Annotated in this window: 14 protein-coding genes and 2 pseudogenes; 6 read left to right on the top strand and 10 right to left on the bottom strand. The window is 68.1% G+C overall.

Annotated elements, in window-relative coordinates:
- Window positions 1–13: 13 nt before the first annotated feature.
- A pseudogene (locus OG936_RS35815) lies at window positions 14–327 on the bottom strand (NADPH-dependent F420 reductase); the annotation flags it as partial.
- A gap of 264 nt (window positions 328–591) precedes the next feature.
- Between OG936_RS35815 and OG936_RS35820 the strand changes: the two are divergent.
- The 4 genes from OG936_RS35820 (at window position 592) to OG936_RS35835 (ending at window position 3,298) form a co-directional block, all read left to right on the top strand.
- On the top strand, window positions 592–1,143 hold the full coding sequence (locus OG936_RS35820) for a glycoside hydrolase family 25 protein (RefSeq protein WP_406499962.1): 552 nt from the start codon (window positions 592–594) through the stop codon (window positions 1,141–1,143).
- 207 nt (window positions 1,144–1,350) lie between these two features.
- Window positions 1,351–2,364, top strand: coding sequence for an alcohol dehydrogenase AdhP (gene adhP / locus OG936_RS35825; RefSeq protein WP_406499963.1), 1,014 nt, complete (start codon window positions 1,351–1,353; stop codon window positions 2,362–2,364).
- Between the two features lie 162 nt (window positions 2,365–2,526).
- Entirely contained in the window at window positions 2,527–2,994 is a 468-nt protein-coding gene (locus OG936_RS35830) for a MarR family winged helix-turn-helix transcriptional regulator (protein ID WP_406499964.1), read from the top strand.
- Window positions 2,995–3,148: 154 nt separating this feature from the next.
- The gene (locus tag OG936_RS35835) at window positions 3,149–3,298 is read left to right on the top strand and encodes a hypothetical protein (RefSeq protein ID WP_406499965.1); all 150 of its coding nucleotides are present in this window, start codon (window positions 3,149–3,151) and stop codon (window positions 3,296–3,298) included.
- Between the two features lie 158 nt (window positions 3,299–3,456).
- Here the strand turns inward: OG936_RS35835 and OG936_RS35840 are convergent, their stop codons facing one another.
- Window positions 3,457–3,582, bottom strand: coding sequence for a hypothetical protein (locus OG936_RS35840; RefSeq protein ID WP_406499966.1), 126 nt, complete (start codon window positions 3,580–3,582; stop codon window positions 3,457–3,459).
- An 895-nt stretch (window positions 3,583–4,477) separates the two neighbouring features.
- Here OG936_RS35840 and OG936_RS35845 point away from each other — a divergent pair.
- On the top strand, window positions 4,478–5,044 hold the full coding sequence (locus OG936_RS35845; protein WP_406499967.1) for a hypothetical protein: 567 nt from the start codon (window positions 4,478–4,480) through the stop codon (window positions 5,042–5,044).
- A 483-nt stretch (window positions 5,045–5,527) separates the two neighbouring features.
- On the opposite strand, the gene OG936_RS35850 is transcribed toward OG936_RS35845, so the two are convergent.
- From OG936_RS35850 to OG936_RS35875, 6 genes are all read right to left on the bottom strand, one after another.
- Window positions 5,528–5,734 carry a DUF5988 family protein gene (locus OG936_RS35850; RefSeq protein ID WP_266751387.1) on the bottom strand — a complete coding sequence of 69 codons (207 nt, stop codon included), beginning with the start codon at window positions 5,732–5,734 and terminating at the stop codon, window positions 5,528–5,530.
- Between the two features lie 231 nt (window positions 5,735–5,965).
- The gene (locus OG936_RS35855; RefSeq protein WP_406499968.1) at window positions 5,966–6,163 is read right to left on the bottom strand and encodes a hypothetical protein; all 198 of its coding nucleotides are present in this window, start codon (window positions 6,161–6,163) and stop codon (window positions 5,966–5,968) included.
- A gap of 326 nt (window positions 6,164–6,489) precedes the next feature.
- Window positions 6,490–7,176: a peptidoglycan recognition protein gene (locus OG936_RS35860; RefSeq protein ID WP_406499969.1), complete on the bottom strand. Its 687-nt coding sequence runs from the start codon at window positions 7,174–7,176 to the stop codon at window positions 6,490–6,492.
- Between the two features lie 809 nt (window positions 7,177–7,985).
- Window positions 7,986–10,133, bottom strand: a complete 2,148-nt coding sequence (locus tag OG936_RS35865) for a xanthine dehydrogenase family protein molybdopterin-binding subunit (protein WP_406499970.1) — start codon at window positions 10,131–10,133, stop codon at window positions 7,986–7,988.
- On the bottom strand, window positions 10,130–11,122 hold the full coding sequence (locus OG936_RS35870; RefSeq protein WP_406499971.1) for an FAD binding domain-containing protein: 993 nt from the start codon (window positions 11,120–11,122) through the stop codon (window positions 10,130–10,132). Before OG936_RS35870 ends, OG936_RS35865 begins: the two co-directional genes overlap by 4 nt.
- Window positions 11,119–11,676 carry a (2Fe-2S)-binding protein gene (locus OG936_RS35875; RefSeq protein ID WP_406500763.1) on the bottom strand — a complete coding sequence of 186 codons (558 nt, stop codon included), beginning with the start codon at window positions 11,674–11,676 and terminating at the stop codon, window positions 11,119–11,121. The genes OG936_RS35870 and OG936_RS35875 overlap by 4 nt, the downstream gene beginning before the upstream one ends.
- Before the next feature lie 351 nt (window positions 11,677–12,027).
- Between OG936_RS35875 and OG936_RS35880 the strand changes: the two are divergent.
- Window positions 12,028–12,162, top strand: a pseudogene (locus OG936_RS35880) (TetR/AcrR family transcriptional regulator); the annotation flags it as partial.
- A 259-nt stretch (window positions 12,163–12,421) separates the two neighbouring features.
- On the opposite strand, the gene OG936_RS35885 reads toward OG936_RS35880, so the two are convergent.
- Window positions 12,422–13,018: a TetR/AcrR family transcriptional regulator gene (locus OG936_RS35885; protein WP_406499972.1), complete on the bottom strand. Its 597-nt coding sequence runs from the start codon at window positions 13,016–13,018 to the stop codon at window positions 12,422–12,424.
- Window positions 12,999–13,607, bottom strand: coding sequence for a sugar O-acetyltransferase (locus OG936_RS35890; protein WP_406499973.1), 609 nt, complete (start codon window positions 13,605–13,607; stop codon window positions 12,999–13,001). The genes OG936_RS35885 and OG936_RS35890 overlap by 20 nt, the downstream gene beginning before the upstream one ends.
- Window positions 13,608–13,759: the final 152 nt, after the last annotated feature.

A 13,759-nucleotide genomic window follows, 5' to 3' on the forward strand; every position in this document is an offset into this window, starting at 1 on the left:
GTAGCCCGGCCCGTCAGGCGCGCCACTTGGCCGTGCGCTCCGGGGAAAAGCATCGGAGAGTGCCTCGGCAACGGCCTCGGCGTCTCCCCGGTGACCGTAGACGGCCGTGCCGGGCTGTTGCCGCCAGGACTCGTCGACACCACCCGCGTCCACGGTGTCGAAGCCCAGCCCGTCGATGAGCTTGCGCACGACCTGCTTGGCCGCCGCATCGTCACCGGCCACCGGCAGCGCCTGACGACCGGGACTGCCCTTGGGGTGGCCGTTGTCGAGGATGTCCTGCGCGTACGTCCCGTTGAACACCTTGATCACGGGGTGGCCGATCTGTTGCCAGAGCGGTGAGACGCCGGTGAGGTTGCCGCCGATGCTGCCCGCTCCGACGATGCCGATCTTTATGGATCCGACCTTCCGATGGTGCCTGTGGTGCCTGCGGTATGTGATGTGGCTCGCCGCATCACCAACTACCCCCTTCGATCGCCTATTCGGGGAAGTGCCAAAAGGATTTGCTCCGTCACCCGACGGATGGGAAGGAGCGACTGCGGGCACGAACAGTGAGAGAACCGGAATCACCCAGCTCATTTGGAGGCGGTGCTCATGCTCCATGGCGTCGACGTCAGCGCGTATCAGTCGTCCTTCGAAACGGACGGACTGGACTTCGTCTTCATCAAGGCCACCGAAGGCCGTTCATACGTCAATCCGCATCTGGCCTCACAGGTCAAACGTGCCAGGGACGCGGCATGCGTGGTCGGCTTCTATCACTTTCTCTGGCCGGGCAACATCACGGCCCAGGCGGAGTACTTCGTGAGCCAGGCCCCGGAGAAGGCGGGCGATCTGCTTGCCGTGGACTGGGAGGAGAACGGCGAAGGCACCCGGGCCAGCAACGACGAAAAGGACCGCTTCATCCGTGAGCTCAAGCGTCTGAGGCCCCAGTACAAGGTTCTGCTGTACTGCAACCGCTATTTCTGGCTGCATCACGACACCACGTCGTATGCGGGGGACGGTCTGTGGATAGCCGACTACGTGACCGCGGGGAAGCCCCGGATCGAGGCGCCCTGGCGCATCCACCAGTACACCGACCAGCCGCTCGACAAAGACGTCGGCGCTTTCTCCTCGCGGACCGCGATGCGCGACTGGGCCCGCGGATAGCCGCTCGCGCAGGCCGTGAGGCCGACAATCGGGAACGGGACACGGGACACGGGAACGGGACACGGGACACGGGACACGGCTCTCCAGGCACACGAAGAAGCGAAAACCGGCCATACGAAATAGTCTGTTCCGAGGCTTGTGTCACCCATGTGCTGTCGCATGGTGGCGGGCCGGCCGGACGTGCCCGATCGAAGCGGAGGAGCACCCATGAAGGCCGCTGTTGTGCGCAGCTTCACCGAGCCGTTGGTGGTCGAGGAGAGGCCGGTTCCGACGCCGGCCGGACACCAGGTCCTGGTGCGGATGGAGACCTCCGGGCTGTGCCACACCGACATTCACGCCGCGCGGGGTGACTGGCCGGTCAAGCCCGCCCCGCCCTTCGTGCCGGGCCACGAGGGCATCGGCATCGTCGAAGCGGCCGGTGCCCAGGTGGCCCATCTCGCGGTGGGGGACCGGGTGGCCGTCCCCTGGCTCGGAGAGGCGTGCGGACACTGCGACTACTGCATTTCCGGCTGGGAGACGCTCTGCCTGAAACAGCAGAACAGCGGCTACTCGGTGGACGGCAGCCATGCCGAGTACGCGCTGGCGCACGGTACGTACGTGGTGCCGGTCCCCGACGGCATCGACCCGCTGGACGCGGCACCGTTGACCTGTGCGGGTGTCACCACGTACAAGGCCGTGAAGCTGTCCGGGGCGCGCCCGGGCACACGCACCCTCGTCTCAGGCATCGGGGGCCTCGGTCACCTCGCTCTGCAGTACGCGCGGATCTTCGGCGCGGAGACGATCGCCGTCGACGTCACCGACGAGAAGCTGGCGCTCGCCCGCGAACTGGGGGCCGATCACGTCATCGACGCCCGGGTCCAGGACGTTGCCGAGGAGACGCACCGGCTCGGGGGAGCGGACGCGGCCATCTCGCTGGCTGTGAGCAACGCATCGTTCAGCGCCGCCTATGGGGCGCTGCGCCGGGGCGGCACGCTCGTTCTGGTGGCGCTTCCGGCCGAAGGCAAGCTGGAACTGCCCGTCTTCGACACGGTGCTGAACGGAACGAAGGTCGTCGGCTCCATCGTCGGTACCCGTGAGGACCTTGCCGAGGTATTTCAGCTGCACCGCCTCGGCCGCACACGTGTCATCCGTGAGAGCCGAGCACTCAAGGACATCAACGCGTCCATCGACGAGGTGTTGAAGGGCAAGGTGCCGGGCCGTCTGGTCTTCGACATGCGCTGAACCGCACACGTCCCGTGGGGGCCGTGGTGCCCGTCCGCGGTTTCGTGGCGCGAGGTCCGTGCCCTGCTGACCGGCGGGCGCGGGTGCAGGGCAGGGCGTCCGGGACGGACCCGCTCGATAATGGTAGGTGAAGACCCATCATTGGTGGAGACCTAAGATATTGTGGATGAGCGCGACCCGCCCAGCCTCCTGGGACTCACGACCTATCTGCTGTCCCAGACGGGCAAGACTGCCCGGAGTCGGCTGGCGGCACGCTTGGCTGAGCGCGATCTGAAGCTCTGGCACATGGCCGTGCTGTCGGCGCTGGTCGATTTCGGCCCCCATGTGCAGCGAGAGCTGGCGTCACGGCTCGGGATCGACCGGAGCGACATGGTCAAGATCGTGGACGATCTCGCGGTGGCCGACCTCGTGGACCGTGCCCGCGACACCACGGACCGCCGCCGGGTGACCGTCACGCCCACCCCGGCAGGTCGCGCGATGCTGGCGGAGCTGCAGGGCGAGGCCCTGGTCGTACAGAAGAAGATGCTCGCCCCCCTTTCCCGCTCCGAACAGACGCAGTTGTCCATGCTGTTGAGGCGTGTCCACGCGCACGTCCAGGAAGAGCCCGGCGAGCCGCAGCCAGGTCGCTGAGCGGTTCCCGGTGTCCGGTGCGGCAGACTTCGCGGGTGACCACAGCTGCGGCTCAGCCGCCTCGTGACCGTGCGCTCGGGCGCGGAATCGCCACGCTCATTCCGCAGCCCCCACCGCGACCCCGGCTGAACAGGCGGCGGCCGTGCTGACAGCGATGCAGAGTGTTCCGGTCCGGGTGGGAGTTCTCCAGGCCGCCGTGGTGCTCCTGGAGGAGCAGGTGCGTACCACGGAGGACGGCGCCGAGCGCGCGGCGGCAGCAACGACGGTCGCCATGCTCCGCGGCGCGATCGGCCAGGCCTGCTGAACCGGGAGACCACCGTCCGTGGCGCGCGGTGGGCAGCAGCGTCCCGGCCGGGTGAGAGCCGTGCCGCGGGCCCGGGGGAGGAAGGGGGCAGGTGTGCCGCGCGGGTACTCCTTGCCCGTGAAGAAGCACCGACGCATCAGGCCGGCCGTACTTGTGTTCTATGTGGTGGCGGCATCGGCCTGTGCCGCCTCGATCATCTGGCCCCGGGCGGCAGGCGAGAGGACATGGATGCGGGCCGACATCATCGTCTTCCCCTTCATCGCGCCGATCGCATTCGCCGTCATCCTCGGTGACCGCACCCTCGATGGTTCGACGGAGTTCTGGGGCGGCGTCCGACGGCCTCGTTGCCTCAGGCGCGCTCAGGCAGGCGATGCGGACGGTCGGTCAGTCACCGCCCGCGAGCGCGGTGGTGCAGGTGAGGAACACTCCGACCCGGCAGTTCTCGATCCGGCCCGCGGTGCCGGCGTATTGCGTCCGCACCCCAGCGGGCGCTGCGAGGCAGACGCTGCATCGACGGGGCAGGGCAGGCAACAGGCCCGAGGGTCCCTGCGGAGCAGCGGGTGCACGTGCACATGGTCGACTGGGCAACAACGAGGTCCGGGTGGTTCGGCCTGCCCCGGCCCCGGCGCGGTTGGCACTGCGCCACGACCGTCATCGGCCGTCGATGTACGCCGACCGGGGAGGTGGCGCCCCGGTCGTAACCATGTGGGCGTCGGCTATCCAGTACTGCAACACCTGGTGAATGTGACGATCTTTCTGGTCTGCCTGCCACTGTGCGCAGCCATGACCCGATCGACCTGACCGCTCGGGTTCTGCGATGACGGGGGCACGGCCCGTCTGAGCAGCAGGAACGGGGTCGGTGGTGTAGCCGGCGGGTGTTCGGGGTGGCGGCGTGGAACTGCTGTGTCGGGCGTGTCAATGAATGACACGCCATCGATGGGGTGAGCAGGATTCAGCGAGTCGCCTGGACAGGCTAAAGGAATCTCAAGTCCGGGGAATCCAGGGAAAGTTCACTTCCGCTCAGATTATATGAAAATAGCATATGGCGTACATTGCGTACCTCGATCGATGTTCCGGCACCTGCACCCAACACGTCCGATATGACAGGTATGGGGACCGTTAGTACGTTCAGTCTCGGGTCGGCTGCTCAGCCGCCCCCTCTGAGACAGGAGAAGTGACATGGCTACCCGTTCCACCGTTGTTACGGCCGCTGTCGCGGCTGCCGCGGCCCTGGCCGCAACCGGCATCACCTACGCGTCGGCCGCCACCACCGAGCCGGCCCAGGCCGCCCCCGTCGTCCGGCAGGCCGCCCCCCCGGCCGCCCAGCAAGCGCCCGCCCCCGTCACGGCCCTCGAAGGCGGCGAAGGCGGCAGGGGCAACGAAGGCGGGGGCTACGGCGAGGGTCGTGGCCGCGAAGAGGGCCGCCGCCACCACGAAAGGGGCCGCATCCACATCAACGAGCGGACGTACTCCGCCGAGCCGGGCGGCTGCATCACCGTCGTCAGCGGCCTTGGTTCCAAGAGTCTCAACATCCGCAACGACAGCCGCCGGGCCGTCGAGGTCTTCCGCGGGGCCACCTGCGACAACGGTGCCCCCATCGCCACCGTCGGACCGTGGAGCTCCAGCGACGGGGTGTTCCCGAAGCGCGTCAGGGGTGGCGTGAAGGTCAAGAACGGAGTGGTGGGCAGCTTCCGGGTGATCGAGCGCCACTTCGGCGAAGGCCGCGACAAGGGTGACCGAGACTAGTGACCGAGTCATTCGGCTGACGTAGATCCCCGGCCCGCCGGAATCGGGCCGGGGTTTTGCGTCCTTTCACGCTGCCCGCTCCCTGGGTGTGGTCCCGGGGCGGCACTCGGCGGCTGAAGACAACGCCTACGGAGTTCAGGCGGTTCGTGCCGCCGGAATGCGGGACTTCGGCTACTGCGGTGGTCGCATGCCGCCCTCGCGGCTGGAAGGTCCCCGCACCACTCGGTTCCACGACATGCACTGGCTCTGGTGCCGGGGATCGGCATGGCCCGGTGATCGTGCCGGTGCAGAGCACTGGTGGTGTACTGGCGTCGGCGACCCGGGCGCCTGTGATCCGCGCATAGGGTGTCAAGCCCGGCCCGAAGCCTCTGGAACACGACGGCCGATCCGGGGCCCTCTCGTCCCATCACACCTGATTGGGCGGCAGATGGGCCATTTCCTTGTCCGGGGCCGCGCGTCCGGATTCATACTGCGGCCTGGTGCTCAACCCGGGATTTCTGTGCGCTCCCACCATTCGTAGACAGGCAATGGGCCTTCCGGTGTTTCCTGGCGGCGTGTGGTGCTCTTGAAATGCTCGTATCCGCCCCGGAACGGGATCTTGAGATCGACTCCAGGTGTGTCGACGGAAACGATCCGCTCGGGGAGATCGTCGGGGCCGCCCTCGAGGATTGCCTTAGTTGTGTTGGTCATGATGAAAGTTTCCCCGGGAGGGTGGTCCGGCTCTTCCATGACGCGCCGAAGGTCTGGCCGCTGTGTGTCCTGTCGGCATTCCGACCACATGGCCCTCGGCCTGCCGAGCCCTCAACGGCAGCGGGCCGATCAGCCTGCTTGAATCCTCGCCATGATGATCTCCGCGACGCGATAGGCGGTGACGCCGGTGGTGTCGACGAATTCGGCTTACCGATGGAGCCAGGACCGGGATCACTGGTAGTCGGCAAGGTGGTCGAGACGCCGCCTGCGGGCGTCGATGTTCTCCGGCTCGGTGTCGGTGTGGATGTGTTCTTCCAGCGTGTGCCGGTCGGTGTCCAGCAGGAAGTGGTGCACCGGGATGCCGGCTCGTGCCGAGGTGGAGTGGATCTCCTGCCAGTACTCCTCGATCAGAACCGTCTCGGTGACCACCGGAGTGCACCCGCAAAATCTTGTACCTGTCGTGCGGTTTCCACGGCCAGTCCTCGCCACGGCCAGTAGTCCTGGAATTCCTCCTCGGGTATTCCGAGCACGTGCCACATCATCTCCCCGACCTTCTCGGCGTCGAAAAGCCTGGAGTCCGGGATGCGAGAGGTCAGTTCTTTCGCAGTAGAGGTCTTGCTCGCGCCGAACGTGCCGTTCAGCCGACTAATCACTCTTCCGACCCTGCTCGGATCACACTGCTTCCCGAACACCGGTCGGCTTCCGGGAAGCCCGGAGTCGAGTGACGGCCGGCGGGCGGAGCGACTGCCGGGAAGTCACCGGGTGTCGCGGAGGTTTTGGAGTACGGTGGGAAGGCGCGTACCGAGGGGTGTTCGTGGGGATCGGTTCTGGAGACCGGCAGCGAGCTTCCGGATAGCTGGGAGTCGGGCGAGGAGTGCTTCCCCGGGGCAATTGGTGGCAAATCCGTCGCGGTGACCGGAAATGGCATCGAATTGAGCAGAAGTGCCTTTGGTATAGCGGCTCTTGTCGTTCGTCGATGTGAGCCGTACCTTGCTGGTCGGCTCGATTCCGCTCAGGCCGAGCTTCCAGGCGGCGAGGGCCGCGATCGCCTGTTCCATGGCCGGCGGTACGGGGGTGCCCTGTCCGAAGGTGCCGATCGCCGCGATCCCTGTGGTGCCTTGGTTGAAGCCGAGGGTGTGGGAACCGATGACGGGGCGGTCGGCACCGCCGGCACGGCCCTCGTAGATGTTGCCGCAGGTGTCGACGAGGAAGTTGTAGCCGAGGTCTCCCCAACTGCGGTCACGGGTCTGGCCGGTATACAGATTGCGTAAGGTGCGTGGGACATCGGCACAGTCGTAGCCGTTTGGGGTGTCGGTGTGATGAATGAAGACCGCCGTCACCTTGTCCGCGTATTGGGCATGGGCGTCACGCCTGGTTTCGTCGGCCCGCCACTGCGTACGCGGCACGATGGCGGGCCGCGGTGCGCCACGGGGAAACGCCACCGAGGTAGCACCAAGGGCCGGGAACGGACGTGTGGAATCGGCAGTCGGTTCGGAAACCGATCCGGCCGGCCACACGGATGGCGGTCTTCGCGGCATCGTCTCGCCGACAGCACCGGCCTTCGTCAACCCGGGTGGCACGGCGAGGAGAGACACCGCCACGGGGGCCGTGACCCACAGCGATGTTCGGAACAAACGCACAGGGAAAACCTTCTTCGTCTTTCGCCGGCAGGACGGCCGGAGCGCGTATCCCACAGCTTCGCGGCGGGAGGTTCGCCGCGCGCGCCGGGATACTGCGGTCAGGCGAGGGTGCCGGTACTCCTGCCGCCTGCTGAAAGGGGCGATGAGGGGATGTGGCAGGCACAGCGACTCTGTCGCTTTCCCCCACCGCCGGTGGGACAGCGCCTGCCTTGCCGCCGCGTACCCGTACCGTGCAGCGCGTCATCCGGCCTGACGCCGCCGCGCCCATGTGGGGGACATGGCGGGTGACGTCCACTCGGTCGCCAGGTGCGGCGTCCGAGGCGTGTGACGGGTATCTGGCCCGATGCCGCGGATTCCGTCGTGACTGCAACTGCGATGTGTGGCCGGGTTCGCGGGCTCGCTGAAGCCCGGGATTTCAGGTTCGCTTACGGGATGGACCGAACCGGCACGACGAATTGCTGGTACCAGGCCATCGATACGCTGTATAGGCGGCACCGACCGAGACAGCGGGGATCCCTGCGGTGGCGCCGTAGCTGTCGATACGGAGACGGTCCGGCCCCCTTCGAGCCGATCGGCTCGGATTCCGGGCGACGTCGAGCTCTCCGGGCTTCCTACGCCGTATGGTGCCGGGTCTCGTCCGCCGCGCACAGGACCCGGTCCGGGCGGATGGGCAGGTCCCGGTGGCGTGTCCCCGTGGCGTGCCACACCGCGTTGGCGATGGCGGCGGCGACACCCACGATGCCGATCTCGCCGATGCCCTTGATCCCGACCGGGTCGTCCGGGTCGGGATCGTCGACCCAGTCCGCCTCAATGAGCGGCACGTCGGCGTGTGTGGCGACGTGGTACCCGGCGAAGTCGGCGCCGATGTGGCCGCCGTCGGCCCGGTCCCTGACTGCCTCCTCATGGAGGGCCATGGACAGTCCCCAGGTCATTCCGCCGATGAGCTGGCTGCGGGCGGTGAGCGGATTGACGATGGTGCCCGCGGCGTAGATGCCGAGCAGCCTGCGTACGCGTACCTCGCCGGTGGCGGTATCCACCGCGACCTCGGCGAACTGCGCTCCGTAGGTGTGCCGTTCCTTCTTCGCGAGGGCGCCGACGGCCTCGGTGGTGTCGGACCGGGCGGTGATCCCCTCGGGCGGAATCGCGCCTTCCCGGGCTGCCAATCGCTCCCGCAACTCATCCGTCGCGGCAGTCACCGCCCACGCCCAGGAGCGGGTGCCCATCGAGCCGCCGGCGAACATCGCCGGGCCGAGGTCGCTGTCCGCGATCCGTACCCGGATGCGGCCCGGATCCACCTCCAGCGCGTCCGCGGCGACCAGGGCCATCGCCGTCCGTGCCCCGGTCCCGATGTCCGCCGCGTTGATCCGAACGGTGAAGGTCTGATCCGGCTCCGCGGTCACGGCCGCCGTGGACGGGGCGACTCCCGAGGGGTAGGTGGCCGCCGCCGTTCCGGTCCCGAGCAGCCAGCGCCCCTCACGGCGCACACCGGGACGAGGGTCCCGTTGTGCCCAGCCGAACCTGCGGGCGCCCTCCTCGAAACAGGCGAGCACGTTTCGGCTGCTGAACGGCAGCCCGGACACGGGACCCTTCTCCGGTTCGTTGCGTGCGCGCAGTGCGATCGGGTCCATGGCGCACTTCTCGGCCAGTTCGTCGAGGGCGGATTCGAGGGCGAAGGATCCAGGTGCCTCGCCCGGTGCGCGCATCCAGGCCGGAGTCGGCACGTCGAGCCGTACCAGTCGGTGAAGGGTGTGATGCGCGTCGGCGTCGTACATCACGCGGCCCAGCACGGCGCTCGACTCGATGAATTCATGCACGGTCGACGTAAGACTGTGCGCCCGGTGGTCGAAGGCGCGCAGCCGGCCGTCCGCGTCGGCACCGAGCCTGATCTGCTGCGCAGTGGGGCTGCGGAATCCGACGAGGGAAAACATCTGACGACGAGTCAAGACGACTCGGGCCGGGCGGTGGAGGACGGTCGTGGCCATCACGGCAGCCACCTGGTGCGGGCTCAGGCCCTTGGATCCGAAGCCGCCGTCGACGTGTTCGGACCGCACCCGTACGGAGGCCGGATCGAGGGAGAAGAGCTGCGCGAGCTCGCTCGCCACCCAGGTGCTGCCCTGGTTGGAGTCGAGGACGTCGAGCCGGCCGCCGTCCCAGCGAGCCGTCGCCGCATGCGGCTCCATCGGGTTGTGGTGCTCCTCCGGTGTGGTGTACTCCTCGTCCACGACGACGGCGCAGGCACCGAGTTGGGCCCCCAGGTTTCCCTTCTCCGTCTCGGCCTGGACCATCGGATTGTTCTCCGGCGTGTACGCACCGGGATGCCCGGCGCGGAACGCGACGTCGTGCGGCTCTTCGTCGTACCGGACCACCAGCGCCTCGGCGGCCTCCCTGGCCTGTTCGGACGTCTCGGCCACGACCAGTGCCACCGGCCAGCCCGCGAAGGGCACGCGGTCGTGCTGGAAGATCCCGAGGACCGGGTTCGGCCGACCCATCATGCCCACGTAATCGGTGTCGACGCGCGGCGCGTTCCCGTGGCGTAGAACGGTGAGGACGCCGGGCATGGCCAGGACGGGGGCGTCCTCCACCGAACGGATGCGGCCACGGGCCACGGTCGACAACACCAGCCAGCCGTGGGCGAGTTCGGCGAAGGGGATCTCTCCGGCGTAGCGGGCCGCTCCGGTGACCTTGTCGCGGCCCTCCACTCGGGTATGGGCGGATCCGATGGATCCCGTCACCGCTGCGATGGTGGTCGTCGTGGTCATCGGGTGATCTCCTCGGCGAGTTCGGTCAGCACGGCCACGACGAGATTGCGCATCAGTGTCACCTTGTATCCGTTCTCGGTAAGCACCTCTGCGGCCGCCAGCTCGGCATCTGCCGCGGCGGCGAACGCCTCCGCGCTCACCGGGCCGCCGGTCAGTACCCGTTCGGCCGCACGGGCCCGCCAAGGGCGGGACGCGACCGCCCCGAACGCGAGGCGCACTTCACGTACGACATCGTCCTCGACGTCGAGCGCGGCGGCGATCGAGCCGATCGCGAACGCGTACGAGGCGCGCTCGCGCACCTTCCGGTACCGGGAGCGGGCGGCAACCGGGGCCGGCGGCAGCGTGACGCCGGTGATCAGCGCGCCCGGCGGGAGCGCGGTCTCGATGTGCGGGGTGCAGCCCACGGGCAGATAGAACGCGGGGAGCGGCAACTCGCCCGGTCCCTGCGCCGATTCGTAGGAGATGACGGCGTCGAAGGCGGCGAGCGCGACTGCCATGTCCGACGGATGGGTGGCGATGCAGTGCCCGGAGGCGCCGAGGATCGCGTGGTTGCGGTGTTCGCCCATGAGAGCGGGGCAACCGCTGCCGGGGGCACGCTTGTTGCACGGCTTGCTGATGTCGGTGAAGTAGCCGCACCGGGTCCGCTGGAGCAGATTCCCGCCGACCGTGGCCATGTTGCGCAGCTGACCCGAAGCGCCGGCCAGGACGGCCTGCGCCAGCGCCGGGTAGTGACGCCTCACATCGGGGTGGGCCGCGAGGTCGCTGTTGGTGACGGCCGCGCCCATGCGAAGCCCGCCCTCGTGAGTGAACTCGACCCTGTCGAGAGGGAGTTCACGTACGTCGATGAGCAGCTCGGGCCTTTCCACGCCGGCCTTCATCAGGTCGACCAGGTTGGTGCCGCCGCCGAGGAAGCGTGCGCCGGGGCGGTCGCCGAGCAGGGCGACAGCCGTAGAGACGTCGAAGACGCGCTCGTAGTCGAATTCCCTCATGCCGCCGCCTCCTTGTCCTTTGCCCCGGTTGCCTCCGCCGCCCGCGCGACCGCCTGCACGATCGACACATACGCGCCGCAGCGGCACAGATTGCCGCTCATCCGTTCGCGGATCTCCTCGGCGGTGAGCGCGGGCACCCCCGCTTCGGGCCGGACATCGTCGGTCACGGCGCTTGGCCAGCCCGCCGCGTGTTCCTCGATCACCGCGAGCGCCGAACAGATCTGCCCCGGTGTGCAATAACCACACTGATAGCCGTCGAGGTCGAGAAATGCCTGCTGCACCGGATGCAGCCGCTCGCCCTCGGCCACACCTTCGATGGTGGTGATCGCGCGCCCCTGGGCCGCGACCGCGAACTGAAGACAGGAAACGGCCCGGCGCCCGTCGAGCAGCACCGTACAGGCGCCGCACTGGCCCTGATCACAGCCCTTCTTGGTACCGGTCAGATCGAGATGCTCGCGCAGGGCGTCGAGCAGGGTGGTGCGATGGTCGACGGACAGCGTGTGCTTCTCGCCATTGATGTTCAAAGTTATGGCACTGGACGACGATGGGGCCATGATCAGCCTTCTTTCGCATTGCGGATGCGCGTCGAACAAGACGATCCCGGCAGAGTGTCCGGGAGGGAGAGGGCGATGCTGAATGAACCAGTGACAAGGGCCGCCGGTCGGCCATACTGGCCGGAATTGCCGCTGCGGTACACGCGAACGGACAGCTGTCCGCCAAGCTTCGAACCTAGCGGACAGCTGTTCGCCCAGCAAGAACGGACCTGGCCGAGCGGACAGTTGTCCGCCCGGCAGGGCCGGACCTGGCCGCGATTCCGGAAGGAGGGCGAGTGCGGGAGGACAAGCGCACGGCTCTGCGCCCGGACGCGCAACGGAATCGCGAGCGCATCCTGGAAGTCGCGCTGGCCGGGGCTGACCCCCGACGATGTCGTGCTCGTCATTGCCGAACTCTGGCAGATCGCCCCGCACAGCAACTGGCAGCCGCGAGCGACACGGCTGCTGGACCTCGTCATGGACGGGCTGCGGGCGGGGGCGCCGGGAGCGGGGGGACCGGCGGTGGGGGGGCACGGACAATCAGTGAACGCTCGCCCACAGCGATGCTGCGGGGACCGGGCGCCCGAGTCCGCTCGAGGGCGGCGGCGGCCACGGCATTCCTTCCCGCACTGGTCGGTGGTTCTCCAGGCAGCGACGAGGGGACGCCTCACCTGCGCGGGAGGGATACGCCTTCGTCGTACGGGACTTCGTGGGCGAGGGGGGTGCCCGGCCGGCGCCTTGTCAGGTGGGCGTCGGCCGGGCGGTCTCATGTGGGTAGGCCGCCGTCGGTGTGGTCGGCCGACCCTCGTACCGCCGTGGGTTCCGCGGCAGTGAGCCGGGCGACGGCCTCGACGGTGAGGGCACGGTCGTGCGGCTCGGTGTCCAGAGCGCGGTGGATCGAGAGGCCCTCGATGAGGGCGTCGAGCTGGCGGGCGGTGGCGGGGGTGAAATGCTGCTCGAGAATCCGGCGGCTCCGGCGCATCCACTCCCTGGTGAGACCACGGTAGGCGGGCTGGTGGGCAGCCAGCGTGTACAGCTCATGGGTGAGGACCAACTGGCGCTGGTCGCCGCCGGAGAGATGGTGGACGAGATCGACGACCGCTTCGCGTGCCTCGTCGGGGGTCGCGGCGGCGCCCAGACGCTGCTCGAAGGCATCGACGATGGTCGCGGTGAAGCGGGTGAACGCCTCGCGCAGCAGCTCGTCCATGTTCTGGAAGTGATACGTCATCGAGCCGAGCGGGACGCCTGCCCGGGCAGCGACCTTGCGGTGGGAGACGCCGGCGACGCCCTCGTCGGCGATGAGGCCGAGCGCCGCGTCGATGATGCGCTCGCGCCGTTCGGGATCAATGCGTCCGGTGGCCACCCTGGTCCTCCTGGATCGCGCGGACGACTCGCGCCGGGTTGCCCACGGCAACGACGTTCGGAGGGATGTCCTTGGTGACGACGGCCCCGGCGCCGATGACACTGTTGTCCCCGATGGTGACTCCGGGCAGGACGATCACGCCGCCGCCGAGCCAGACATTGTCGCCGATGGTGATCGGCTGAGCGGCTTCCAGCTTGTCACGCCGTGGCTGTGGCTCGACGGGATGGGTAGGGGTCAGCAGCTGCACGTTCGGACCGATCTGGCAGTCCTTGCCGATCCTGATCGGAGCGACGTCGAGTGCGGTGAGGTGGTAATTGATGAAGGTTCCCTCGCCGACGCTGATGTGGCTGCCGTAGTCGACGAACAGGGGCGGCCTGACGCACACACCCGCACCGAGACTGCCGATGAGTTCCGCGAGCAACGGTTGCGCGTCATCAGGGTCTTGCAGATACGCGGCCTGATATTCGGTGGCCAGACGCAGCGCGCGCCGCTGTGCGCGCGTGTTCTCCGGGTCGTCGTCGATGTAGAGGTCTCCGGCAAGCATGCGCTCGCGGTTCGTGCGGGGGTCCCCGTCGAAGTAGTCCTTCATGGGATGATCGTACCCACCACAGTGTACGTTCGTACGCTTGGTCCTTACGGGCGTCGGACGGTAGGTGCCACCGGTTGACCATTCGTTCCGGGATTCACGGTAGGGCCCTCGTGGCCGGCCAGTGCCCAGAGCTGGTGCTCAGCCTTTCGGTG

This window comes from Streptomyces sp. NBC_00846 (genome assembly GCF_045207325.1).
In the GTDB taxonomy this organism is placed as follows: domain Bacteria; phylum Actinomycetota; class Actinomycetes; order Streptomycetales; family Streptomycetaceae; genus Streptomyces.

Excerpts from the sequence above, each read along its gene's own strand:
- OG936_RS35820 (WP_406499962.1), top strand. The coding sequence starts at position 592 with ATGCTCCATGGCGTCGACGTCAGCGCGTATCAGTCGTCCTTCGAAACG.
- adhP (WP_406499963.1), top strand. The coding sequence starts at position 1,351 with ATGAAGGCCGCTGTTGTGCGCAGCTTCACCGAGCCGTTGGTGGTCGAG.
- OG936_RS35835 (WP_406499965.1), top strand. The coding sequence starts at position 3,149 with ATGCAGAGTGTTCCGGTCCGGGTGGGAGTTCTCCAGGCCGCCGTGGTG.
- OG936_RS35840 (WP_406499966.1), bottom strand. The coding sequence starts at position 3,582 with ATGACGGCGAATGCGATCGGCGCGATGAAGGGGAAGACGATGATGTCG.
- OG936_RS35845 (WP_406499967.1), top strand. The coding sequence starts at position 4,478 with ATGGCTACCCGTTCCACCGTTGTTACGGCCGCTGTCGCGGCTGCCGCG.
- OG936_RS35850 (WP_266751387.1), bottom strand. The coding sequence starts at position 5,734 with ATGACCAACACAACTAAGGCAATCCTCGAGGGCGGCCCCGACGATCTC.
- OG936_RS35865 (WP_406499970.1), bottom strand. The coding sequence starts at position 10,133 with ATGACCACGACGACCACCATCGCAGCGGTGACGGGATCCATCGGATCC.
- OG936_RS35870 (WP_406499971.1), bottom strand. The coding sequence starts at position 11,122 with ATGAGGGAATTCGACTACGAGCGCGTCTTCGACGTCTCTACGGCTGTC.
- OG936_RS35875 (WP_406500763.1), bottom strand. The coding sequence starts at position 11,676 with ATGGCCCCATCGTCGTCCAGTGCCATAACTTTGAACATCAATGGCGAG.
- OG936_RS35890 (WP_406499973.1), bottom strand. The coding sequence starts at position 13,607 with ATGAAGGACTACTTCGACGGGGACCCCCGCACGAACCGCGAGCGCATG.